Origin of the sequence: Nostoc sp. C110 (assembly GCF_043099725.1) — a bacterium.
In the GTDB taxonomy this organism is placed as follows: domain Bacteria; phylum Cyanobacteriota; class Cyanobacteriia; order Cyanobacteriales; family Nostocaceae; genus Nostoc; species Nostoc muscorum_A.
Genome location: NZ_CP171148.1, coordinates 2,453,789 through 2,476,732, shown reverse-complemented (window position 1 = coordinate 2,476,732; position 22,944 = coordinate 2,453,789). Strand labels below are relative to the sequence as shown.

The 22,944-nt window shown below is 42.2% G+C and carries 18 protein-coding genes and 1 pseudogene; 10 read left to right on the top strand and 9 right to left on the bottom strand.

The window, feature by feature from the left end:
• Window positions 1-6: 6 nt before the first annotated feature.
• Both ACFFRD_RS16175 and ACFFRD_RS16170 read right to left on the bottom strand, forming a co-directional pair.
• A complete protein-coding gene (locus ACFFRD_RS16175) occupies window positions 7-603 on the bottom strand; it encodes an NTP transferase domain-containing protein (protein WP_392482335.1) in 597 nt (198 codons plus the stop codon).
• Window positions 604-1,070: 467 nt separating this feature from the next.
• Window positions 1,071-1,520 carry a beta-lactamase hydrolase domain-containing protein gene (locus ACFFRD_RS16170; protein WP_392482334.1) on the bottom strand — a complete coding sequence of 150 codons (450 nt, stop codon included), beginning with the start codon at window positions 1,518-1,520 and terminating at the stop codon, window positions 1,071-1,073.
• A 166-nt stretch (window positions 1,521-1,686) separates the two neighbouring features.
• On the opposite strand from ACFFRD_RS16170, the gene ACFFRD_RS16165 reads away from it, so the two are divergent.
• The gene (locus tag ACFFRD_RS16165) at window positions 1,687-2,427 is read left to right on the top strand and encodes a hypothetical protein (protein WP_392482333.1); all 741 of its coding nucleotides are present in this window, start codon (window positions 1,687-1,689) and stop codon (window positions 2,425-2,427) included.
• 151 nt (window positions 2,428-2,578) lie between these two features.
• Window positions 2,579-3,688, top strand: a complete 1,110-nt coding sequence (locus ACFFRD_RS16160; RefSeq protein WP_392482332.1) for an LLM class flavin-dependent oxidoreductase — start codon at window positions 2,579-2,581, stop codon at window positions 3,686-3,688.
• Here ACFFRD_RS16160 and ACFFRD_RS16155 read toward each other — a convergent pair.
• From ACFFRD_RS16155 to ACFFRD_RS16140, 4 genes and pseudogenes are all read right to left on the bottom strand, one after another.
• Window positions 3,660-5,048, bottom strand: a complete 1,389-nt coding sequence (locus ACFFRD_RS16155) for an amidase (protein ID WP_392482331.1) — start codon at window positions 5,046-5,048, stop codon at window positions 3,660-3,662. The two genes, ACFFRD_RS16160 and ACFFRD_RS16155, sit on opposite strands and share 29 nt — an antisense overlap.
• A 102-nt stretch (window positions 5,049-5,150) precedes the next feature.
• The gene (locus tag ACFFRD_RS16150) at window positions 5,151-7,547 is read right to left on the bottom strand and encodes an arylsulfatase (protein ID WP_392482330.1); all 2,397 of its coding nucleotides are present in this window, start codon (window positions 7,545-7,547) and stop codon (window positions 5,151-5,153) included.
• Window positions 7,548-7,689: 142 nt separating this feature from the next.
• Window positions 7,690-8,535, bottom strand: a complete 846-nt coding sequence (locus ACFFRD_RS16145) for a bile acid:sodium symporter family protein (protein WP_392482329.1) — start codon at window positions 8,533-8,535, stop codon at window positions 7,690-7,692.
• A gap of 149 nt (window positions 8,536-8,684) precedes the next feature.
• Window positions 8,685-8,936 (bottom strand): annotated as a pseudogene (locus tag ACFFRD_RS16140) (transposase); the annotation flags it as partial.
• A 294-nt stretch (window positions 8,937-9,230) separates the two neighbouring features.
• Between ACFFRD_RS16140 and ACFFRD_RS16135 the strand changes: the two are divergent.
• The gene (locus ACFFRD_RS16135) at window positions 9,231-11,024 is read left to right on the top strand and encodes an asparagine synthetase B family protein (RefSeq protein ID WP_392482328.1); all 1,794 of its coding nucleotides are present in this window, start codon (window positions 9,231-9,233) and stop codon (window positions 11,022-11,024) included.
• Between the two features lie 247 nt (window positions 11,025-11,271).
• Window positions 11,272-11,520, top strand: coding sequence for a hypothetical protein (locus ACFFRD_RS16130; RefSeq protein ID WP_114085783.1), 249 nt, complete (start codon window positions 11,272-11,274; stop codon window positions 11,518-11,520).
• Window positions 11,521-11,575: 55 nt separating this feature from the next.
• Here the strand turns inward: ACFFRD_RS16130 and ACFFRD_RS16125 are convergent, their stop codons facing one another.
• Window positions 11,576-12,607 carry a VOC family protein gene (locus tag ACFFRD_RS16125; RefSeq protein ID WP_392482327.1) on the bottom strand — a complete coding sequence of 344 codons (1,032 nt, stop codon included), beginning with the start codon at window positions 12,605-12,607 and terminating at the stop codon, window positions 11,576-11,578.
• A 188-nt stretch (window positions 12,608-12,795) separates the two neighbouring features.
• Between ACFFRD_RS16125 and ACFFRD_RS16120 the strand changes: the two genes are divergently transcribed.
• The 6 genes from ACFFRD_RS16120 (at window position 12,796) to msrB (ending at window position 19,729) form a co-directional block, all read left to right on the top strand.
• Window positions 12,796-13,419, top strand: coding sequence for a DUF3859 domain-containing protein (locus ACFFRD_RS16120; protein WP_392482326.1), 624 nt, complete (start codon window positions 12,796-12,798; stop codon window positions 13,417-13,419).
• A gap of 5 nt (window positions 13,420-13,424) precedes the next feature.
• Window positions 13,425-15,263, top strand: a complete 1,839-nt coding sequence (locus ACFFRD_RS16115; protein WP_392482325.1) for an asparagine synthetase B family protein — start codon at window positions 13,425-13,427, stop codon at window positions 15,261-15,263.
• A gap of 39 nt (window positions 15,264-15,302) precedes the next feature.
• Window positions 15,303-16,634: a diaminopimelate decarboxylase family protein gene (locus ACFFRD_RS16110; RefSeq protein ID WP_392482324.1), complete on the top strand. Its 1,332-nt coding sequence runs from the start codon at window positions 15,303-15,305 to the stop codon at window positions 16,632-16,634.
• Between the two features lie 138 nt (window positions 16,635-16,772).
• Window positions 16,773-18,038 carry a hypothetical protein gene (locus ACFFRD_RS16105; RefSeq protein ID WP_392482323.1) on the top strand — a complete coding sequence of 422 codons (1,266 nt, stop codon included), beginning with the start codon at window positions 16,773-16,775 and terminating at the stop codon, window positions 18,036-18,038.
• 449 nt (window positions 18,039-18,487) lie between these two features.
• Window positions 18,488-19,021 carry an MgtC/SapB family protein gene (locus tag ACFFRD_RS16100; protein ID WP_179072207.1) on the top strand — a complete coding sequence of 178 codons (534 nt, stop codon included), beginning with the start codon at window positions 18,488-18,490 and terminating at the stop codon, window positions 19,019-19,021.
• A 213-nt stretch (window positions 19,022-19,234) separates the two neighbouring features.
• On the top strand, window positions 19,235-19,729 hold the full coding sequence (gene msrB / locus ACFFRD_RS16095; protein WP_114085776.1) for a peptide-methionine (R)-S-oxide reductase MsrB: 495 nt from the start codon (window positions 19,235-19,237) through the stop codon (window positions 19,727-19,729).
• Between the two features lie 313 nt (window positions 19,730-20,042).
• Here the strand turns inward: msrB and murI are convergent, their stop codons facing one another.
• Together murI and ACFFRD_RS16085 are read right to left on the bottom strand one after the other, a co-directional pair.
• Window positions 20,043-20,909, bottom strand: a complete 867-nt coding sequence (gene murI / locus ACFFRD_RS16090; protein ID WP_392482322.1) for a glutamate racemase — start codon at window positions 20,907-20,909, stop codon at window positions 20,043-20,045.
• A gap of 127 nt (window positions 20,910-21,036) precedes the next feature.
• On the bottom strand, window positions 21,037-22,929 hold the full coding sequence (locus tag ACFFRD_RS16085; protein WP_392482321.1) for an N-acetylmuramoyl-L-alanine amidase: 1,893 nt from the start codon (window positions 22,927-22,929) through the stop codon (window positions 21,037-21,039).
• Between the last annotated feature and the right edge of the window lie 15 nt (window positions 22,930-22,944).

Sequence of the window (22,944 nt, the reverse complement as noted above, 5' to 3'; positions counted from 1 at the left end):
GACTTCTTAATTATTCTTCAACAAAAGCTGCTCATAATCATCTGGAGTATCTAAGTCGAATACACCTTCTGGGAAAGGAATGGCTAAAGCTTCTTGAAAATATTTTTTAATTATATGCTTTGCACCATCTGTACCACTTAGTGTAGTTAGTTTTGCAAATAAAGTGCGGTTAAATAATGCAGGAACACCTAGAGTATCTGCATATTGTGAAGCAACGATTGGTTTAAGAGTAGTTTCGTGAACTTCAACAAGTTGATTGATGAGTTGAGGTGAAATAAAAGGTTGATCGCATACCATCAAAACAACAGCTTTTGCTTCTTTACTGATTATATTCAGAGCTTCTATGCCAACACGAATAGAGGTACTTATTCCCTCACTTAAAAGTGGATTTTCTACAATATGTACTTGTTCTGAGTTAATCTCTGGTTTGATACGTTCAGCGTATGACCCTAATACAACGATAATTGGGTGGCAAACTGAAGCGTTCGCCACTTGAACTACATGCCTAATCAAACTCTGTTCACCGTAACGTAGAAGTTGTTTTGGCGTTCCCATACGAGTGGATGCACCAGCAGCAAGAATAATTAGACCTACATCAGACATTTGATTTTATCTCCATAAATTGAGCCAAGTCGTGACCTCAGCATTCCGCCAGTGCGATTTGCCAGCACTGCTTGAATTTCTGCTACGATTGACAGTGCGATCGCTTCTGTTGAATCTGCATATCTGAATGCTGATGCAGAAGAAGGATAAGCTTTTCTCCATAAGCATTGCAGTGATTTGTGCTATTAAGTAGTGAATAGTTTAGGCGATCGCTATCTCTTGCAGAGATTGTCCAAATATTTCTTGTAGGTAGAAAAAGCTTACTCGTTTATGAAACACTCTTTTTGATCTGAATAAGCTAACACGATAAATTATCAAATAGAAGTTTAGTCAAAGTTTGGGATTAAGGAAGCAAGCTTCTCTCACCAGAGTTAAAACAGTATTAACCTTTCTGGCAAATTTCTGAAATATTACCCAAATGCAATATCACGATCGCCCCAGTGTGACTGGTATTTTATTGCAAGTCCCTAACTTTGCTCTGCTTGCTTGGCAATATACTTCTCAAGCAAGAATTGCTTAAGGTGCGGTTGTTCTAAGTTTAAACCAAGCTCTTGCGCTTTCTGACTAATTTCTTCATAGGTCAGACCTTCGCTAATAGCATTGGAAATCAAGGCAATACCACCAGCCCTTGCTCCAGCCGCGCAGTGAATTAAAATTGGTTTGGGTAAATTTTCAATCTCCTGGATTGCTGCGTCTGTTAGCTCTTGATTTGCTTCTGAAGGCTTTAAAGGGATATTGGCATATTGCAATCCAGCAACTTGGGCTTGCTGCTGTTCATCACTGAGAAAACCTGGTTCATCGGGAGAACGCAGGTTTAGCACCGACTTAAATCCCTCTTGGGCTGCCTGTTTTAAATCTTTAGGAGTTGGTTGTCCAGCAGCGCTCAAGTCTTCACTAACTTTTTTAGTGTTGCTCATAAAATACACCACTTAGATAGGCTTAATGTAGTATATTAGCAATTTCGTTCAAAAATCTAGGGTTTTCCTTAATTCAAGATTCTGTAATAGTTGGCTCAGATCATTTGCCTATATGAGATAATTTCCTATTAATGATTTTATTCCACACAAAGGAAATTAGCTCAGTATGCGTATGCAGCAAAAAGCATCAGATTTTAACATAGAGCTACCAATTCATCTGTGTGCTAAAACAATTGCTCGACGTTTAATGACCGCAGTTATTTGCCTCACCTTAGCAGGCGCTCTAAGTGCCTACTTCTGGTTCACGGAGTTTTCCTTCCCAGCTAGCAAATGGTTTTACGAACTATTTAGCTTAGATGAAGAATTGAATATTCCTGCCTGGTATTCTGCATTCTCTCTATTATTTTGTTCGGGATTACTTAAAGCAATTACCGCTATTAAGACGGAAGACCGCTATTTCTCTGGCTGGAAAACCTTATATTTTATATTTGTATATTTGAGTTTGGATGAAGCATTTAGTTTTCACGAGCTTTTAATAATTCCGTCAGTGCGAGAATCGCTTAATCTCAATCCTATATTTTTCCAAACCTGGGTGATACCTGGTGCTATTCTAGTGGGAGTTTTTGCATTTAAATATCTAAAATTTTGGCTTCATCTCCCTTACAAAACCCGATATTTATTTCTGATTGCCGCAGTTGTTTATGTGAGTGGAACTTTAGGTATGGAAATGGTGGGTGGACTTTTGAGAGAAGATTTTGGGCGACGCGGCCTAATAACGTTAATTGGTATAGTGGTTGAGGAATTTTTGGAAATGACTGGAATTGTGATTTTTACTTATGCGCTGTTAGCTTACCTTAGCAGTTTGAGAAAAAGCATTCAAATTAAAATTTATATATCTGAAAATTAATTTAAACAATTCGTAATTCGTAATAACGCTCTCTACAATACATTATGATCTTTAGATAGCAACACCTATTCCGAGCATTAACACGCATTATTAACTTTTGGTTTGCTCAAAATCTAGTGCATAATTGAATCGCAATTTAAAATTTGCATAAATGTTTGCCAAACAGAAACTGGAATTTAATTGGTGCGCTCCGGTATCTGGGGATGGATTCTATTTAGGTTTGCCCATTTGGGAACGTCCTCCCAGTCTTGAGTATACAGTTGAGATTTTTAAAACAGCAGAACGATTTGGGTTCCGGCAGGTTCTAATTGGTATGGGTTTCAACCACCACATTATGGAGGCTTGGACTTTAGCAACGGCAGTTTTAGCACTTACCATTAGTGCTGGAGCGATGGTAGCTGTGCGTCCAGGGTTTTATTCGGCTCCAGTATTGGCAAAGATGGCTGTTACCTTAGATCATATCAGTAAAGGTCGCCTTTCTCTTAACATTGTCACAGGTGGACGACCAATAGAACAGGCAATGTATGGTGATTATTTAGATCATGATAGCCGCTATCGTCGCACTTGTGAATTTATGCAAATTTGTCGGCAGTTATGGTCAACAACTAATCCCTTTGACTATGAAGGAGAATTTTATCAGCTCCATCAAACTCGGTTAGAAACATTACCTCTGCAACCGTCTGGGCCGCTATTTTATTTCGGTGGTGCAAGCGAGATGGCTCAACAAGTGGGTGCAGAATTTGCAGATGTTTATCTAATGTGGGGAGAAGCACGGCAACAACTAGCTGACCGAATCAACCAGATGCAGCAATTAGTGAGCAATTGTGGACGAAGAAAAGCGGTACGTTATGGATTAAGAATTAATATTATTGCTCGAACAACTGAAATCGAAGCTAGGGAAACAGCAAAAGAAATGCTGGCAAAAATTTCTCCACAAGTATTAGCTAAAGCACGAATTACTGAATTTCCCAATACCAAGCGGGAAAGTGTCGGTCAAAGTCGACAATGGGAATTACGGGGAAATGCTGATGAAGATTGGTATGTTGAACCACTGCTTTGGGCTGGTATTTCTGTGGTGCGAAGTGGTGCGGGAATGGCTATTGTTGGTAGTTATCAGCAAGTGGCAGAGCGTCTTTTAGAATACATAGACTTGGGAATCACAGTTTTTATTTTGTCTGGTTATCCCCATTTAGAAGAGTGCGAAAATGTGGGACGAAATGTTTTACCGTTAGTTAGAGAAAGTTATCTTCAGAGAAAGTAGTAGCAACTTGGAAAGCAAAGGCAACTCTTAAAATCAAAGCTTCACTATAGGAATTACCAACAAGTTGCAATCCTATAGGTAAACCCTGACTACTTCGTCCACAAGGCAGCGATATTGCAGGTAAACCCAGAAAACTGAAAGGTAACATAAATCGCTGATTTAATCGATAGATTTTAGCATCTGCGTCAATAAGAGGTGCAACCATTGGTGTTGTGGGTGTTAGCAAAATATCCACTTCCTGAAACAGTTTTTGCCGTTGCAGAAAACATTCTTCCTGTTTCTGCTTTGCTTTTTTGTAACTGTGATAAGAAATGTTTACTCCTTTAGATAAATCGCTTTGTACTTTAGCTCCAAATATATTTGAGTTTGTAGTATAAGCTGCTTGCAAAGCTTGATGGAATTCATAAAGAGCAATAGTGGAATAAGTCACCTCATCAAATTCCTCTATTAAAAATGGAGAATTTATAGTGATAATTTCAGCTCCAAGTTTTTTAAAGATGGATATGGCATTATAAATTGCCTTAGCAATTTCTGGTTCAATTCCCCGAAATGTATAGTTATTAACTATGCCCAATTTTAAGCCGTTGATATTGGTTGTTAGAGGATACAGTTGTTTGAAATTTGTGGAGAGCGGGAAGAGTACAGCATCAAGTAAAATGGCAATATCTTCTACACAATTTGTCAAAAAACCAACTGTATCAAAACTACGAGCGCGGGGAAAAATACCTTCATTGCTAAGTAATCCGTAAGTTGGGCGTAGTCCTACCACTCCTGACCAACTGGCGGGAACTCGAATTGAACCACCAGTATCAGTACCAATTCCAGCTAAACAAAGGCGTGCAGCAATAGCAGTTGCACTTCCGCTAGAAGAACCTCCTGATGAGTGGTTGTGGTTCCAGAAGTTGCAAGTATTTCCATAAAAAAGATTGTTTCCAGAAAGGTCAGCCGCAAATTCGCTTAAATTTGTCTTACCTAAAATTACCGCACCTGCTGCCTTGAGCTTTTGGACAATTACACTATCAGATAATGGGATGCGATCGCACCAGCCCTGATTTGTCAGTTCGCAAAAAAGTTGTGAACCAACTGTAGTTTTTACTCCTGCTGTATCAATATTGTCTTTGATAACAACAGGAATCCCGTGTATTAATCCGCGCTCTTGACCGTTGCTTCGCTCAAAATCTAGTTTAGTAGCAGTTCCTAGGGCTTGTTTATCCAGAACGGTAATAAAGGCACTGAGTGTAGGATTTAACTTTTGGATACCTTCAAGATAATGCTTGACTAACGTTTTTGAAGTTAGCAAGCCACTTTGCATTTGCTGACTTGCTTGTGCGATCGTTTTAGGGATAGAACCTGCTTCCATGTTGGAAAAAGCGATGAGAGTGGAATGGCACTAAGAAAAGCCTAAACACTTGTGGTTTAAGCAGTTTGTATCTGTTGTGCCTTAAGGAGACAAATGGTACATCTACTGTCGTGCCATAATGGTACGCATCTCGGCTTCTGTGTCTTGAGTCAAATCTCCACTAACATCTACGATCGCACGATAAATCTTGCCCGTAAACTTGAAGGGTGGTTCATAATCAGGTGTTACAGGCGCACCAGGGGCTATGCCACAGGTTACGCCACTGGTCAGACCTAGTGCTAAGGGAGTAGTTACAGGGACATCAGCTTGTCCGACTAATTTCCCATCGATATAAAGTTGGGCGTGACCCGGCGATCCTTTCCCCTTCGCTAAATCCGGCTGACCCGTCACTTTAAACTCAAAGCGCAACTGATGGCGACCCTCCGGGACTGACTCTACAGACTCAACATGATAGAGCGATCGCCCTACATAGTTATGAACCCAGTGAAGTTTACCATTTTTGACATAAAAGGAGTAGCCACTATCATTACCCCCGTGAGCAATTAATACTCCTTCTGCGCCACCGATGGGAATTTCGACATCAGCCGTAATACTATGGGGACGATTTAACACTCTAACGGCACTATTGGCTGGAATCGCCTGAGTATCGGGATAGTAAATATAGCGGGTAAGATTGACAGCAATCTGAGGACGTTCTTCTGCCAATCGTTGCGTGCCACGTCCATCCACGGGCAACACATTATATTTACCCGCCTCTACATACCAAGTAGCAATCATCTCAATTAGCTTAGGGCGGTTGTCAGCAGCAATGTCGTGATTTTCCGCAAAATCCTTAGCGACATGATACAGTTCCCAATGATGGGTATCCAAGTCTGTAAGGGTTTGGGCTGAGATTGGCGCACCAAAAAACTGCCCTGCTTCTGTAAATGATGGCCCAGGCCAAGGACAAACCGCCCGCCAGCCATCATAGTAAAGAGAGCGATGTCCCATCATCTCGAAATACTGGGTAAGATGCTTAGTGGGTGCGTCAGTATGATTAAAAGTATGGGCGAAGCTTACACCTTCAAGGGGGGATTGAGTCACACCCTTGATAGTTGTGGGTGGTTCAATTTCTAGTAGATCAAGCACCGTCGGAACTAGGTCAATGGCATGGGCATACTGAGTTCGGATTTCGCCTTTTGCCTCAATGCCTTTAGTCCAATGGACAATCAAAGGATCGCTGATTCCACCCCGATAGGTTTCCCGTTTCCAACGACGAAAAGGCGTATTACCTGCCCAAGTCCAGCCCCACGCATAATGATTGAAGGTTTCTGGACTGCCTAGCTTGTCGAGTGCCTTGAGATTTTCTTCTAGGGATTCTGCCACATTGTTAAAAAAGAGGTTCTCATTAACCGAACCAGTGGGCCCACCTTCCGAACTTGCCCCGTTGTCCGAGATAACCATAATTACAGTATTGTCGAACTCCCCGATAGATTTGAGGAAGTCGAGTAAGCGACCAATGTGGTAGTCAGTATGGGTTAAAAAGCCAGCAAAGACTTCCATCATACGGGCATAAAGCCGTTTTTCTGCTGCTGAGAGAGTATCCCAGTGAGAGACATCGGGATCATGGCGGGAGAGTTCGGCATCGGCGGGGACAATACCCATTTCCTGCTGACGGGCAAAAACTTTTTCCCTGTAAGCTTCCCAACCATCATCAAACTGTCCGGCGTAGGCATCAGCCCATTCTTTTGGCACATGATGAGGGGCGTGCATCGCCCCAGGACAGAAATACATGAAGAAGGGCTTATCGGGGGCAACCTGCTTGGCATCAGCGATGAAGCTAATTGCTTTATCTGCTAAGTCTTCGGTTAAATGGTAGCCTTGTGCGGGGGTCTTTTCTGGCTTAACGGTGTGGTTATCATAAACCAATTCGGGATAATACTGGTGGGTTTCTCCTCCCAGAAAACCATAAAAACGTTCAAAACCGCGACCGAGAGGCCAGCGATCGTAGGGACCGGCAGCAGAAAGCTGGTCTGAGGGTGTTAAATGCCATTTCCCGATCGCATAGGTGTTATAACCCTTCTGTAGTAATATCTCCGAGAGAAACCCATTTTCAAAGGGAATATTCCCGTTACCACCGGGATAACCGGTAGAAGCTTCTGTAATGCAGGACATGGCATTAGAATGATGATTGCGGCCAGTCAGCAGACAAGAACGGGTGGGTGAACACAACGCTGTCGTGTGTAAATTGTTGTAGCGCAAGCCATTGGCGGCTAATGTGTCTAGGTTGGGTGTTTTGATCGGACTTCCGTAACTCCCAAATTGCCCAAAGCCTGTATCGTCGAAGACGATAAATAGCACGTTTGGTGTGCCTTCTTTGGCTCGCAAAGGTTCTGGCCAAGCAGGACTGGATTTATCAACTGTCCGTCCTATGACACCGGGGAAAGTGTTTCCGGGTTTGTATTCACGCAGAGACATAAACCAAAACTCCTTATCTAGGTTGACGGGTGGCTGACTCATAACGCAATACGGTTCAGTTAAGGCTAAAACTCTGTTACCAAAGTCAATTTTTTAACGAACCGCCAAGGCGCAGAGGACGCAGAGAGAAAAAAGAGATGCTTAACTGAACCGTATTGACTCATAACGAGTTAATTTCCCGACTCTATCCGGCTAATCTGCGCTTATTCCAGATTGAGTAAGGAACACCTACAAAAGCTCCCAAAATTACATAAGCTACTAGCGTCGGAATCACCTGCTGCTGTATATGATTCAAAATAGCGATAAATAAAGCTAAACCAAAATTGCGAGCAATACAGAAAATTGCCAAGATAGACCGCGTATCATCATCAAGTCTGCCTAAAGCGTGTCCAATTCCTAAAGAAGCAATCACCATAATCGCGATCGCTACAAGTGGTAATTGCCAAACTCTGGAAAACAGTGGCAGCCCTAAGATGCACGCTAAAATAACCAGTATTGAAAAGACACCATTAGCAATAAAAGTCAAAGGTTGGGCAATCTTTTCGGCAAATGTAGGAGCGAACTTTTGAATCAAAAGACCGAGACTGACAGGCAATATCTGTACCATAATGACTTGTCGGGCAACTTCTAAAATCGCCACCTTTTGTGAAATACTCTCAAATAAGGCGGCGAAAATCGCCAAGGTGAGGGGAGTAACAAAAACCGCAAGTATTGCCAGGGTTAGCTGAAGACTCGCTGCGTAGGATAAGCTGCCTCCAGCCCTTTGCGTTCGCTTTGTGCTTAGAGGCGCACCTGGTGAAGCTGCCAACAAGGCCAACCCTATCATCACTTCTGATGGTAAGTTAAACAGTTTCAGCAAGAAAATAACCACTAGAGGAACTAGCACAATAACGGCTAGAAGCGCACGGAATACTAAGGCAGGTTTTCGCCAGAAGGAGAGCATTTTTTCAAAAGAAAGGTTGCTCCCGATGGCTAACATCAGAGAAAAAATAGTGATTTTAACGAGAATCAATAGTAAAGGATAATCCATGCCTTTAAAATGGCTAATACTGGGTGTGGCCAAAAATAGTCGCTTCCCAAGTCACAAGTTATGTAATTGGAATTGTCATTTAAAATTTGGCAAAATAAGCTAATCGGCATTTAAAGTGCAATAGAGTCACTGTTTACCTTGTTTCTTTACTAACGATGCAACTTAATGACTAACTCGCCCTGATTCAATAGCTTATCTAGTAAAGATTTCAACTCATCTACTGATTGGAATAAACGACAAGCAATTCATTCTTTACAGAAATACCAGACTAATTTAATGATGTTGTAAGCCGGATTATATGCGGGGAAAAATTTTAGTAGAAAGTTATTGAGTTCTTGGGTAACTAATCTAGCAATATCTTTACGTTGATGAAAACTAGCATTAGAGACTTGCAGAGAAATAAGATACTAGCTAATGTAAAGGTTTGCCACTCAAAGTGGGTGTAAATGGTGGCTAGGCGGTTAAATTATCTGGCTGATGATTATCCCACTGCTGACAACCAATCACAGAAGACGGATTTGCACCCCGGCGCGAAGTTAACAACCACGCATAATGAGTGTATTTGTTTGAGATGATGAAAATTTTACAAATTGTTTTTGGTTTAAGTGAAGCGGAGAATTCAAAGCCTCTCTCCTAAAAAAAAGATAGGTTTGTGAAATGCCCTAAAATTACTGATTATGCGTTGAAAATTTACCATGCTATTTGATGCGTTTAAAAATCGTAAATCTCCTAAAATCGAATTCATTAAGACTGACCCAACCTGGCGCGTAGCTTGGGGAACAGTTGATGAAAGTTATGAAAATATAGCTTGGCGAGATGAAAAATTTTCTGTAGTTTTACCACGTACAGCTTCTGGATTTCTGACGGAGAAATTAGCAATCAGTTCTGGAGGACGATTTGTTGTTGTTGGTGATGTTTGGTTAACTAACCAAGTGCAATTACTGCAAAAGTTAGGGATTGAACCGGATAGCTTTCAAGGAAGTTATCTGCAACTAGTTGCCAATCTTTGGGAACGATGGGGTTTTGAATGTCTTCACCAACTTGTGGGGATGTTTGCGCTAGTGGTTTGGGATAGAGAAAGACAAGTATTGAAGTTGGTTCGCGATCGCATCGGGGTTCGGACTCTCTATTACACTACCACTGGTTCGGTTCGTTGGATTGCGCCTCAACTGAGAACTTTATCACCCTATCGTTCATCAGATTTAGATTTGGTGGCGTTGCGAGATTATCTTTGTTGTGCCTTTGTTCCAGGAGAAAGAACGCTTTGGGAACAGGTGCGAGAACTACGACCTGGAACCGTTTTAGAATTTCCCGACCACAAAGTTGAAGCTTATTGGCAGCTTCAAGAACAGATTGTAGCAGTAGATCAACCCTTAGCATGGCATGGCGATCGCTTGCGAGAACTCCTAGACCAAGTTGTTCAAGAATATTTACCCCCAGCAAACGAACCCGTCGGCGTTTTTCTTTCCGGTGGTTTGGACTCTAGCTGTATCACTGCTTTAGCAGCGAAATTCCACAAAGCACCAGTTCACACCTTCTCGATTCATTTCGGTTCCGAATGTCCCAATGAGTTAGAATTTTCCAGTCTCGTTGCATCCCATTGCCAGACGCAGCACCACATTTTAGAAATTACTTTTAAGGATATGTGGGAACGTCTGCCAGAAACAATGGCGTATTTAGATGACCCCATTGGCGACCCACTGACTGTTCCCAATCTTTTGCTGGGACGACTGGCGAGAGAAAGCGTAGAAGTAGTTTTAAATGGCGAAGGTGGCGACCCCTGTTTTGGTGGGCCAAAAAATCAGCCAATGCTTATCAATAGTTTATATGGCTCTGTCACCAATCAGAATGCTTTGCAAGCTTATTTAATTTCCTTTCAAAAGTGCGCTGTTGACTTACCCGAACTTTTAAAACCAGAAGTTTGGACAGCAGTACAAACAGCACCTTGGGTTTTTGAAGAAGATTTATATTCCCAAGCCAGCTATCTGAATCGTTTGATGGCAATGAACATCAAGTTTAAAGGCGCTGACCAAATTCTGACAAAAGTCAGTAACTTGACTCAAGCAGCTCTTTTGCATGGTCGTTCTCCCCTATTTGACCAACGAGTAGTAGACTTAAGTATGGAAATTCCTCCAGAGTATAAACTTTCTGGAGTGGAAGAAAAAGCAGTCTTAAAGCAAGCGATTACCTACGGTACGTCTCCGACGAACGCAGATATCTTACCAGAGGCAATTATTCATCGTCCCAAAAGCGGCATGATGGTGCCTGTGCAGTTAGGATTTCGGAAATATTGGCAGCAAGAAGCCAAAGATTTATTACTAAATCGGAATGCAGCCATAACTCCTTACTTGAACCAGTTACCTATTCGCAATTGGTTAAACTATCAAGGAGATACTTGGAATCGTTATGGAGTAAAGCTTTGGTTGCTTGTGAGTTTAGAAATTTGGTTACAGGTGAATCAAAAGTGCAGTAGTGAAAGCAAGAAATGAATACGCGACGACTAGAGCCAACTTTGGGGAGTAAATAAGTTTGTAGTAAGGATTTTAACCTTTGTCTTAATAAACACTAAAATACTTACTGCGTACCAACATATTTCTGCCGTACTGTAGTAGTCAATAAAATATTTTTTTTACTACAATATGAACTTCTTCTGGAATTGGAATTTTCTACTGTGTATTTACACGTAGATAACAATCAAATCTAGAACTCTGATAAAAAATTACAGACAGCAAATTAATGACACAACCTAACTCGCAAGATAAAAATAACTTTCTTTACCCTCGTAGTCGATATTATGGTAAATTCCAGCCAGAGACTTTAGCATTTAATGCCAACCTCCAAGAATTTGCCCAAAGAATTACTTACATTTCCTGTCTAGAAACAGGCGGAAAACTATCTCCAGAAGAAGCTTACGAGCAAATTAGGGCGCTTTGGAAAGAGTTGAAACATAGCAAAAAGGAACTGTCTATTGGCGTAAATAAATGAAAGCTAGTTTTTGGGCATAGGGCATGGGCAATAACTAGCAATGCCCAATGCCCAGTTAATTAGCTTCCAGCAAAGTCCAGAAGTAGCCATCTGGCGCAATGAAAGAGAAACTTGTCTCGCCAAACTCATTACTAATAATATTTGTAACTTTTTGCACAGCACTTGCTTGAATGCGATCGCAATACTCCTGTATTCCCTTAACCCGATAGGTATATAAAGACATACCCAAGCTGCCTGGTTGAGCTGCTTCAAAACGCGATTCTAAATTAATAGATTCTGGGAATCGAACAATATAAAGTCTACCACTGCGTGCAGCCATCAGGTCAGACTTAGAAGAACGCGGATCATCAAAAGCAGTAACAATAAACTTTTCACCAGGGTTAAGGTCAAAAATATCTCGACCTGCTGGCGAAGATTCATAGCTAGTTTCGACATCATCACGCACACGCAGCAAACCTAAGACTTCTTCGTAAAACTTGAGAGTTTCTTTGCTGTCATCTTGAGAGATGATTCCTATATGAGTAAACTGACTAGCCTTAAGAGCAGCATTATGATTAACTTGCCCGTAATGGGGTAGTGTATAGCCAAAGCGTTGAAATAAAACTTGTCGAGCTAAGGGTTGAAGTAGCAGCATTTCTCGGACACCAACTGCTGACTCAATAAAAGGACGGCTTTTCCTTTCTTTGTTGTAGATGACTTCCCAATAAGGATTAGAGTGCCTAATAGGAAAACCTGCGGCTTTTGCATCCTCTATATGATTTAAGATACTTAACACATCGGTCGTTAAGCTTGTCGCCCAGCGATTTCCCTTAATTTTCATTGATGCTATTCCCAAACCTTCATGGGTGGGGTTTTGCCAAACCATCAACCGAATCAAACCATGATCTGAATTTTGGTGGTAGAGGCGAATTGAGCGTAAAGACGAATTTACTCCATATAATTGATACGCTACATCTGCGGTTAATTCACCCACTTGACCAATACGATAGCCAAATTGCTCCCAATACTGAATTGCAGAAATTGGTTCCGGGATGCCTATACAGACTTCATAGATACCTTCAATTGCGGTTTGTTGTTCTTGAGCCATAACAATTTTGGATTTTAGATTGGTCAAATAAATAAAGCTTTCGGAAAGATATCTTAGAAAGAATCCGAAAAGCAACAACTTTAGGTTGTAGCTTATGATGTACTTAGAAAATTGGGTATAGAGTTCTTCTGATTGCACGTAATCAAGATCAAGAATCGCCATCAAGTTTTTTTAACAGGAGTTAAGCGATGACGCAGCGACTTACTCAAGAGCAATTAGCACAAATAGTCACAGAAGTAGAAGGTCTGCAAGTGCGTCGAGAAGCGGAACTAGACCAACAGCAGGTTAGAGAAATTTTACAGGAGTTGAATTTACCGCCTGAGTTACTAGATGAAGCGCTGATTCAGTTAAATCGCCGCCAAGCGCTGGAGGTACAGCAACGCCGCAATCGATGGATTACCTCTGGAGTTGTGGCATTCTTAGTGATACTGAGTGCATCTACAATATTTTTCATCCAACGACAGAATTCTGTACTCTCTCGTGTTTCTGCTCAACAAGACCGCATCACCTTGGTATCAAATACTGGCGGTGACTTGAAGACAATTTCCCGCCAAACCAATCCAGAAATTTTTTACCGTGTCACTTTAAAAGATGCACCCTTGGGTAAAAAGCTGGCTCTCTCCTGTAATTGGATTGACCCAAGTGGTCAAATTGTCAAGCAGAACAGTTATCAAACCCGCGAAATTAATACGTCTGTCTGGGATACGCAGTGCCGCTACACGATTAATCCGGCTGCAACTGTAGGCAATTGGAAGGTGCAGATGTTGCTGGAAGGTCGGCAGATTAGTGATGAAACCTTTGAAGTTAAATAGTCCAGATGGGTATCCCGCATCACTTTCTTGGTTATTGGGGTTACGGCGCTCAACAGGAGTTGGAAGCGCTGTTAACTAGTATTGTGGAAAACCTCTCTCCAAACCTCTCCCTTTGTAGGGGAGAGGTTTTGAACTTTCCCCCTTCCCTTGCAGGGAAGGGGGTTAGGGGGTTAGGTCAGAAAAATTATTTCTCTCTACAAGAAAATTATCCTTTTCCTATTTGGAATGTTGTTCATATAGGAATTGATGGAAATTGTCTACCGCTAAAAAATCAAATTGCTGCTATTTCGGCATCAGGATTATTAACTTCACCCGATGTTTGGGTAAGTGTCCAAGAAAATAACTGCCTAATTTTGGGTAGAGAACCTTTCGGAAAGATGCCCTTGTATTGGACTCAGCAAAGAGAAGTTATCTGGTTTGCATCACAACTGCAACTACTCTTGCCGATTTTGCCACAGTCAGAAGTTAGCATTTCTGGGTTATATGGCTATAGCTGTTTTTCTTACGTTCCCACACCCTTAACCCCTGTTAATGGTGTGTTTGCAGTGACGGCGGGAACTGAATTAGTTTGGCAGAGCGATCGCCAATCAGGTATTCTGCAAACACCTGAATCTAAAAAAATCCACTCGTGGCAAGAAGCCCCAGACCAGTTAACAGATGAAGCTACAGCAATTACCGAATTGCAAACCCTCCTTAAAGATTCCATTGAACGACAGATTGCCGATTTAAAGGATGAACCTGTTGCGGTATTTCTCTCTGGCGGACTCGATTCTTCAGTGGTGGCGGCGCTGCTGGTGCAAGCAGGGGTGAAAGTCCGCGCCTACACTCTAGATTTTGGTGATGTAGGTATTTCAGAATATCCATACTCTGAACAAGTTGCCCAGTTTCTCAAAATTCCGCTTATTAAAGTTGCAGTAACGCCAAGTGCCATCAAGAATGCCTTAATTCCAACTGTGCAAGCATTAGATTTACCCTTTGGAGATGGGGTGTGTGTTCCGTTGTATCTCTTATCTGAAAGGGCGAGTCAAGAAACTCAGGTAATTTTTAACGGCGAAGGTGGAGATCAATTATTTGCCGGTTGGACGAACAAACCTTTAATTGCCGCAGGTGTTTATCAGACAGAAAATCCCGCCGGACAGGAAACTTTTATCCAGCAATATCTCCGCACCTTTCACCGTCTTGGGGGATATGAATCTCAGGTTTATCAGCCAGAGGTTTATGCACAGATCCAAAATTTGCATCCTGAAGATTGGCTATTGGCGGCTTTAGATCGCAATGAGTGTCCATCTTTGCTGCATCGACTCCGCCGTGCTAGTTTGATGCTCAAAGGAGCGCAGAATATCCATCCCCGTGCCACTGCATTGGGGTTTGCTCATGGGTTGTGGGTGCGATCGCCTTTTTGTGATTTACCTTTGGCAGAATGGACATTCCGCCTATCTGGAGAACTCTGTTTGCAAGGAGCTTGTGAAAAATATATCCTCAAACGGGCTGTAGAAAATTGGCTCCCGCCTGAAATTGTTTGGCGACAAAAACGGGGGATGGGGGTTCCCCTAACTTCTTGGTGTTTAAATGATTTTTGGCATCAGCTAGGCATCTGGCTCAATCCAGAAACACTTCGCGCTAACAATCACTTTTATCCTCACATTGCTGCCCAAATCGTTGAAGGCAAATTAGGAGCAGCTATTCAAGGCCGACGGATTGGTGAGACTCTCTGGTTACTTATTATGTGGCAACTTTGGCGATCGCACGTCTTAAATGAAGAACTAAGTAAACAGTCCCTGGATCATCCTTTTTGGTTACATCGTTGGCTATGGAGAAAATACAAGATAATTCGTAATTCGTAATTCGTAATTCGTAGTTTACTTTATCAGTATTCTTGGTAAATGGTATCAAATAATTTAACTCAAAATCGCCTTAATCCCCCATTCTCTGAAGAAGTTGCTCAGGAGTTACTGAGTATTTATGGTTCTCCACTTTATGTTTATAATGGCGATCGCTTACGCGAAACTATTGAGCGCATTACTAAAGCAGTCAGTTATCCCCGCACGCAATTTCGGTTTGCAAGCGTTACCAATGGCAATATTGCGTTGTTAAAAATTTTTCGCTCATTTGGGTGGGGACTTCACGCCAATACGCCAGGAGATATCTACCTGGGATTGCAAGCTGGTTTCGATCCTAGTGAGATTGTTTACAGTGGTAGCAATTTGAATCGGGCTGAGATGCTACAAGTCTTGAATTGGGGAGTTACAACTCTCAATCTCGATAGTCTCGCTCAATTACAGTTATGCTGCGAAGTTTTACCCAAACGCAAAGAGAAATCTATTCGGCTAGGTTTGCGCCTCAATTTGCCAGAAATTACCGGAGATAGCCGCATTGGTGTGCGTCCTGAAGAATTTGGTGATGCGATCGCTAAAACTTATGAGGTTGGATTAAAGCTGAGTGGTTTACACTTCTATCGAGGGACTGGAACTAATGCCACAGCCGCTTTCACCCAGGTGATTGACACAGTAATCGCCATTGCACAAAAGTTACCTGATTGGGAATATTTAGATTTTGGTGGTGGCTTTGGCTACCCATATCACCACAACAAAACAGCCTTTGACTGGGAAATATTTGGGGCTGAGTTAACCGAGAGAATTACTCATTTAGGGCGGAAAATTGATTTAGTGATTGAACCGGGACGAAGTGCGATCGCAGGATGTGCAACTTTGCTTGCTCAAGTTGTTTCGGTAAAATGGCAAGGAGAAAAACAGATTGTCGGAGTTGATACCACCGTTGCCAATCTTTCAGTACCATCAGTACACGGTGGCTACCGCGAAATTATCACTTGGAAGCAAGCAGACGATCCATTCACAACAGATATTTGTGGTAACACCACATATTCACGAGATTACCTGGGGAAAAATTGCCAACTCCCAGCATTAGAAATTGGTGATATCGTTGCCATTCTAGATGTTGGTGCTTATGGTTATGCCATGTCGTCTCACTTTTTACACCGCCCCAAACCTGCTGAAGTCTTGCTAGAAAATGGCACACATCGCTTGATTCGTCAGAGAGAAGACTACAGTGTTTTACTAACAAATCAGATACTTGATAGTTCCCCCCTTTCTAAGGCTACCGTGTATACACAAGTTGAATTACCCCCCTTAATCCCCCCTTGTAAAGGGGGGAAACCGGAAAATCTTGTTCCCTCCCCTTTGCAAGGGGAGGGTTAGGGTGGGGTAAAACTGACGCAAAAACCAGGTGAGTAAACTACTTCAGACTTGCGTATACATCGTAGCTTTTTAAGGGAGAATCAAGCCCAATCTCAACCGTATTGACTAACAATTAATAACTAACATCAAACAACCATTATGAAGTGCATTAACTGCGGAACTGACAATAAACTAAAAGACCGGACAGCGAATCAAGGTCGGTGTATAAAATGCAATCATCCCTTTGCTTTTGAACCGACCAGTATGAGTAGTGTTAAGATTACTGACCCTTTTTTTGCAAAGGCGATCGCTGACATTTCTGCAAATAACACTTTGTTTTTTACACCCAAGCAACTGCTTTATTTTCTAGATAATCGTCTTCGGGCTAAATCCTTTTCAGGATTTGTCTGGTTAGTTCCCTTTCTAATAGTTAGCTTTTTTACAGCCATTCCTACTTCTTTTACTGTACCGTTCATTTTAAGTTTTATTCTTTTTATAATATTTTTACAATCTAGTAAGTCTAGAAAGCTCAATAACAAAGCTCGTCAGGCAAATGCCAAGGCTTTACAAATTTTAGGAGGAATCATTCTGACTGGAGGAATTTTATTTAGCATCAGTGTGAATTCATTTCCTCTATTTTTTATTTTCGTTAGTATGGGAATGCTATCGATATATTTAGGAACTCGACAGTTAGGTAGAATAGGATTAGTAACACAAGAATTTTTATTTACTGAATCTCAAGTAAAAGATTGGCTAAGTCGTTGGCAGCAAATCAATGGTTCAATTCTCAAAATTCTTCCTTCACCAAAGCAGGAGAATACACCAGCTACGGTTAATCCTGATGTGACTGCTTACAGTTTCGATAGATTAGTTGTTTGTGATAGTGCTACCATTGCTCAATTATTAATTGCTAATAATTTCCACTTTGAAAATAACTGTGCAATTCTCAGCATTACTGGATATCCCCAAAGTATTTTTGACACCACAATGCAAATGCTGCGCCGCAATCCCGATTTGAAAGTATATGCAGTGCATGATTGCAATCCACGAGGAATTAGTTTAGTTCATCGTCTTAAAACCAATGCTAGTTGGTTTCTCAATAGCGAGATTGCAATTATTGATATCGGATTAACGCCAAGTCAAATAATCGCCACTAAACGCGGAATGTTCATTCAATGTTCTCCAGATTCAGCCCAAGAAGCTAAAGAATTACCTCAAGAAGTTCGTCAAAGTTTGTCTGCTGAAGAATTAGCATGGTTAGAATCTGGAAAGTTTGTGGAATTAGAATCTTTCTCTCCCCAAAGGCTGATTAAAGTCCTGCAAAAGGGTATTGCTGGCAGTCGAAATCTAGAAAGTGATGACAGTAACTTGCTTTTAGTAGGGGATACTGGTAATGATATGTATGTTGTTCAGAGTTTTGGTTGATATAGATAGAATGCAGAGACCTAGCCCGTTGCAGACATCACATTAGAACTTACGCGAAACTAGACACGGTAGGGGCAATACCCTGCGGGAAGCCGCTTTGCGTCTACATGAATTGCCCTTACCTGCGAATCAGGGTTTTAACCATTGTTTGCGTAAGTCCTACACATTTAAAAATATACAAAATTCCCCTCAGACTGTAAATCCATAGCTCATAGTAGAAGGTCGAATTTCTGCTAGAGAGCATTCGCTTTTGCAGGAAAACTTTATACAGCAATGGCAGTTTTGTGTATATTAGTTTACTTATTCCTAACCTTCTGTTAAATTAACCTTAATGTACGCCAAACCCATTGGTTTACTGTACTTGGGTTTTCAGCTACAAACGTGGGTAGCCATCTAGCTCACTGGCAATAGGCGCAAAATTCCATTCTGTCTCTAGGAGGAAAAAGGTAATGGGGCCGATGTTTATTACTGCCAACGATTGGCCACATATAGCGTTTAGATTGTCTTTGGCGCTTCTGGTTGGTTGCCTGATTGGATTTAACCGTCAACAAGGGGGTAGACCAGCAGGGATGAGAACATTTATGCTTGTGAGTATGGGAGCAGCACTATTCGTAATGATTCCTTTGCAGGCTGAAGGTGATAGTCCCTATGCTGCCACCAATGCACTGAGTCGCACCATTCAGGGTGTAGCTACCGGGATAGGATTTCTTGGAGCCGGATTGATTTTACAAGAGTCTCCTAGAAAATCTGCGACACCAAAAGTAAAAGGTTTAACTACAGCCGCCTGTGTCTGGACTGCGGCCGGGTTAGGGGCTGCCATTGGTTGCGGTCTGTGGCAAATGGGATTATTAGGAGGGCTACTGACCCTAATTACCCTCAGTGGGGTAAAGCGACTCAATCGCGCATTTGTATTTTTGACGAATCAGGGTAAACAGGGGACTACTCAGGAGCTAACAACCACCTCTGATGAAGATGATGATTGAGCGTCGCTACACATTCAGATGTATTCAAAATCAAGTCAACTTGATTCCGATTCCTTATAGTGTTTGATTGCAGAATAATTTTTGGTTTCTTAGCTAATTTTAATCACTTTATCAGCGCTAATTCAGAGCGATCGCTGATTATAGTGATTAAGTAGGGAATTCCGTACTGGAGTTGATTGCCCAGTTAACCGGAAAATAGAAAATAATAGATATATGGACAAACGATATTTTTTACAGGCTAGTGCGGTAATAGTCGGCACAGCATTGTTATCAAGGTATATCAACTGGGGGGCAAAAGCGATGACAACTTCTAATAGTGGATTTGAAATTACCAAACCAGAAGAAGAGTGGCGCACGATTTTAACGCCAGAACAGTTTAATGTATTGCGTAAACACGGGACTGAACGCCCTCACACCAGCGCATTAGATAAAGAGTACGACAAGGGTACTTATTATTGTGCCGCGTGTGAACTGCCACTGTTTACCTCTGATACCAAATTTAACAGTGGTACTGGCTGGCCAAGCTTCTTTAACCCGATTGAAGGTGCGATCGCTACTACTGTAGATAAGTCGCTATTTATGACCAGAGTTGAAGTACATTGTAGCCGTTGTGGTGGTCATCTTGGTCATGTTTTTGATGACGGCCCTGCACCTACAGGCAAGCGCTACTGTATGAACGGTGTTTCGCTGAAATTTACTCCCGCCTAATTTACGTTTCACTTTAAGGTTGATACAAATAGGCAGAAGAGAGACAAGGAGGACAAGGAGGTTGACATCCTCACTGCCGTGAACGCACTCTTAAGAAGGAGTAATGAGTAATAAGTAATAAGTAATGAGTAAATACCTATTTTTTATCCACTCATTACTCATTACTCATTACTTTAAAGCCGTGCTGGAAGCACGGGGTTTTAAACCCATTTTTCTGATAAGAGGAATAAGGGAAAATGATTAAACAAGTCTCTTCTTTGTCTCCCCCCTCTCCCTTGTCTTCCTTCTCTCTTCCCCCTGCCCCCTGCCCCCTTCAAAGAAGTTGGGAAATAGCGCTATCAGTGAAGCGAACCTCCTCAACCATCGGGGTATAGCCTAGCCATTGCACTCCTGACTGGGAAAATTGTTGTGGACACCCGCTAACGGCGAAGCGAGTTGGTAGTGGGAGGTGAGTATTTTTTAGGCCTAGCAAGTCTAACTCTTGGGCACAAGCTGCCACGACATGAACAGCTGGGTCAACTAGCTTGACTTGAGAGGGGAGGAGCGATCGCAATACTGGTGTAAGGTGGGGATAATGGGTACATCCATGAACTAAGGTGTCGATTTCTTGGTCTAGTAAAGGCTCTAGGTAGGCTCGTGCCACTTCAGCAGTGTAGGGGTCATGAATCCGGTTTTGCTCAATCAGTGGCACAAACTCTGGACATCCAACTTGCCAGACTTGAACATCAGGAGCAATTTCAAGGATGGCGTGCTTATAAGCATTACTTTTTGCCGTAGCTGGAGTGGCAATTACACCAATCCGCTTCCCTTCCTGCACCGCAGCTTTTGCACCCGGCAGAATTACCCCTAAAATGGGTATGTTGAATTCTTGACGGACGGTTTCTAGGGCTAGGGCAGAACTAGTGTTGCAAGCCATAATTACCATTTTTACCTGCTGCTTTTGTAGCCAGGTAATAATTTCGCGCGTAAATTGTAAAATTTCTGCTTGTGAACGAATTCCGTAAGGAAGTCTAGCTGTATCCCCAAAGTAAACAATTGATTCATTGGGGAGTTGCCGATATATTTGTCGCAGTACCGTCAATCCACCCACACCACTGTCAAAGATGCCAATTGGGGCACGTTGGGGTTCTTGAGCAGAAAAATCGTCCAGATTCGCTTCAAAGATCGAAGATGAATACACAGGCTGATATTAATTTAGGTTTTGGGATTTAAAATACAGAATTTAGCAGACAATCGGCTAATTGACCACTAAATTCTGCACGCCAAAGGATTCTAAATACCACCTTTTAATAGTAATTTGTACTATGTTAACGCTGTAAGTATTTTAGGATGCCACGAGCGATCGCATCTGCCATCTGATTTTGATACTCTCGTGATGCCAATCTGGGATTGTCTTCTCGACCACTCATATAACCTGTTTCTACTAAAATCGAAGGCATAGAGCTTTTTCTGAGAACGTAGAATCTGGCTTTGCGGGTTCCCCGGTCTTTGATTGTACCGATGTTTTGCAGAATGGTATTGCGAACCGCTTCCGCCAAAGCATAACCGCTATCGTAATAATATACTTCTAAGCCATTCACATCCGGGCGATTATCAACAGAATTAGCGTGAATGCTGACAAACGCAGTTGCATTAACTCGCTCGGCAATTTCTACCCGCCCCTGAAGTTCTACGAAAAAGTCAGCATCCCGCGTTAGTACTGCTTGTACACCATTTTGCTCTAAAATTGCTGCTACCCTTTTACCAATAGGCAGAATTACATCCTTTTCTAAAAGTCCACCTAGACCGGGAGCGCCTGAGTCTTTTCCACCATGTCCTGGGTCAATCACAACTAGTAATTTCCCTCTAGGAACTGAGGGGCGCGGCTTTGGTTGAGATATAGGACGAGGATTATCTATGGGGTTGGGGAATTGACCTTGGTTTGGCGATAAAGGAGGTAAATCAATGGGCTGCTGTGTAACGCTACCAGAGCGTTGTAATTCTAGAGCCAAAAGCTGGTCGCCAACTTGGTTAAGTTCGCCAATTCGCACTCCGGCTGCTGGCTGAACCAAGACGTTAACTGTATTAGATTCTTGGGGTTGCAGGCGGACTCGTAGGATAGGGCTATTAGAATTAAAAGTCGGCCCTGTAACTTTGGGAGCTAACCGAGCATTGTTGATGATAATGCGGTACAAACCAGAGCTTCTATCCCAGCCTCCTGTTGCAGATAAAGCTTGGTCTGCTCTAATTAGCAGTTGTGTGCCATTATTAGCCAGTTGCACAGACTCAATAGTCGCTGTACTAGATGGTATGGGGCGTGGACTATTACTATTACCTCCAGGGAACTGGGCAATGCCACGACTGGGCAGAAGCACAAAACCACTACTGTTACTATTAGTTGCTCGCCAATTTTGACTATTTTCATCCACCTGTAAAGTCATGCGAACAGCAGATGGACTTGTTTGTAGTTGGCTGAACTGAATACGGCTGACACCATAACGATTAATCGGCAAATCGCGTTGCTCTAGACTTGGTGATAAAGTAGCGCTGGCAATGTCGATGTTAATTTCTCTTTGATCGTTGCTACGATTTACCTGAATCTGAGGATTAGCACCATTGGTACGGATGAAAAAACCATCGCCTGTAACTTGTAAGTTCTCAATTTGAGTTACCCTAGCGGCAAGCATTCCGTTTTTAGGTGGATTAATAGGGCTTGTTCTCACCACATTGTAAATATCTCTTGGTGAGAACACAGATGGAGATGTTCTCAGTGAAGGTTGTGTTGCTATAGCTTGTTGTTGCCCACCAGTATTTCTTGAGGGAACATTTTCGGCTACTGGCGTGGGTAATTGCACCATCCAGCGATCGCCAGTTCTACCAACAAATTGTACACCCTTGGGGTCTAAAGTATAACCAGGAGTCAGTTCAACGACTATGCGCGTTGTTTGTTCGTCAAATTGTCCAACACGGATAGCACGAATTGCACCGCCCACCTGTTGGGTTAACTGCGGACGGCCAAATGTTGTTTCTGGTAAATCAATTACCAAACGAGTGGGGTTAAAAATTAATTGTGCTTGGGGTTGAACATTCCCTACAGTATTTATTTCCAGCTTGTTTTGATTGACATCAAAACGCCAAGATTCAAGTTTCGCAGCCATTGCGGGCGACGATAGCATGAAGATAGTTCCAATAGTACTGGATAGTAACCAGCGTAATTTCACAGTCTTTTCTCCTGA

Bases quoted from the DNA above. Each gene is read 5' to 3' on its own strand.
- ACFFRD_RS16165 (WP_392482333.1), top strand. From the start codon at position 1,687: ATGCGTATGCAGCAAAAAGCATCAGATTTTAACATAGAGCTACCAATT.
- ACFFRD_RS16130 (WP_114085783.1), top strand. From the start codon at position 11,272: ATGACACAACCTAACTCGCAAGATAAAAATAACTTTCTTTACCCTCGT.
- ACFFRD_RS16150 (WP_392482330.1), bottom strand. From the start codon at position 7,547: ATGAGTCAGCCACCCGTCAACCTAGATAAGGAGTTTTGGTTTATGTCT.
- ACFFRD_RS16110 (WP_392482324.1), top strand. From the start codon at position 15,303: ATGGTATCAAATAATTTAACTCAAAATCGCCTTAATCCCCCATTCTCT.
- ACFFRD_RS16100 (WP_179072207.1), top strand. From the start codon at position 18,488: ATGGGGCCGATGTTTATTACTGCCAACGATTGGCCACATATAGCGTTT.
- ACFFRD_RS16155 (WP_392482331.1), bottom strand. From the start codon at position 5,048: ATGGAAGCAGGTTCTATCCCTAAAACGATCGCACAAGCAAGTCAGCAA.
- ACFFRD_RS16170 (WP_392482334.1), bottom strand. From the start codon at position 1,520: ATGAGCAACACTAAAAAAGTTAGTGAAGACTTGAGCGCTGCTGGACAA.
- msrB (WP_114085776.1), top strand. From the start codon at position 19,235: ATGGACAAACGATATTTTTTACAGGCTAGTGCGGTAATAGTCGGCACA.
- ACFFRD_RS16120 (WP_392482326.1), top strand. From the start codon at position 12,796: ATGACGCAGCGACTTACTCAAGAGCAATTAGCACAAATAGTCACAGAA.
- ACFFRD_RS16145 (WP_392482329.1), bottom strand. From the start codon at position 8,535: ATGGATTATCCTTTACTATTGATTCTCGTTAAAATCACTATTTTTTCT.
- ACFFRD_RS16160 (WP_392482332.1), top strand. From the start codon at position 2,579: ATGTTTGCCAAACAGAAACTGGAATTTAATTGGTGCGCTCCGGTATCT.
- ACFFRD_RS16105 (WP_392482323.1), top strand. From the start codon at position 16,773: ATGAAGTGCATTAACTGCGGAACTGACAATAAACTAAAAGACCGGACA.
- ACFFRD_RS16115 (WP_392482325.1), top strand. From the start codon at position 13,425: ATGGGTATCCCGCATCACTTTCTTGGTTATTGGGGTTACGGCGCTCAA.
- ACFFRD_RS16175 (WP_392482335.1), bottom strand. From the start codon at position 603: ATGTCTGATGTAGGTCTAATTATTCTTGCTGCTGGTGCATCCACTCGT.
- ACFFRD_RS16135 (WP_392482328.1), top strand. From the start codon at position 9,231: ATGCTATTTGATGCGTTTAAAAATCGTAAATCTCCTAAAATCGAATTC.
- ACFFRD_RS16125 (WP_392482327.1), bottom strand. From the start codon at position 12,607: ATGGCTCAAGAACAACAAACCGCAATTGAAGGTATCTATGAAGTCTGT.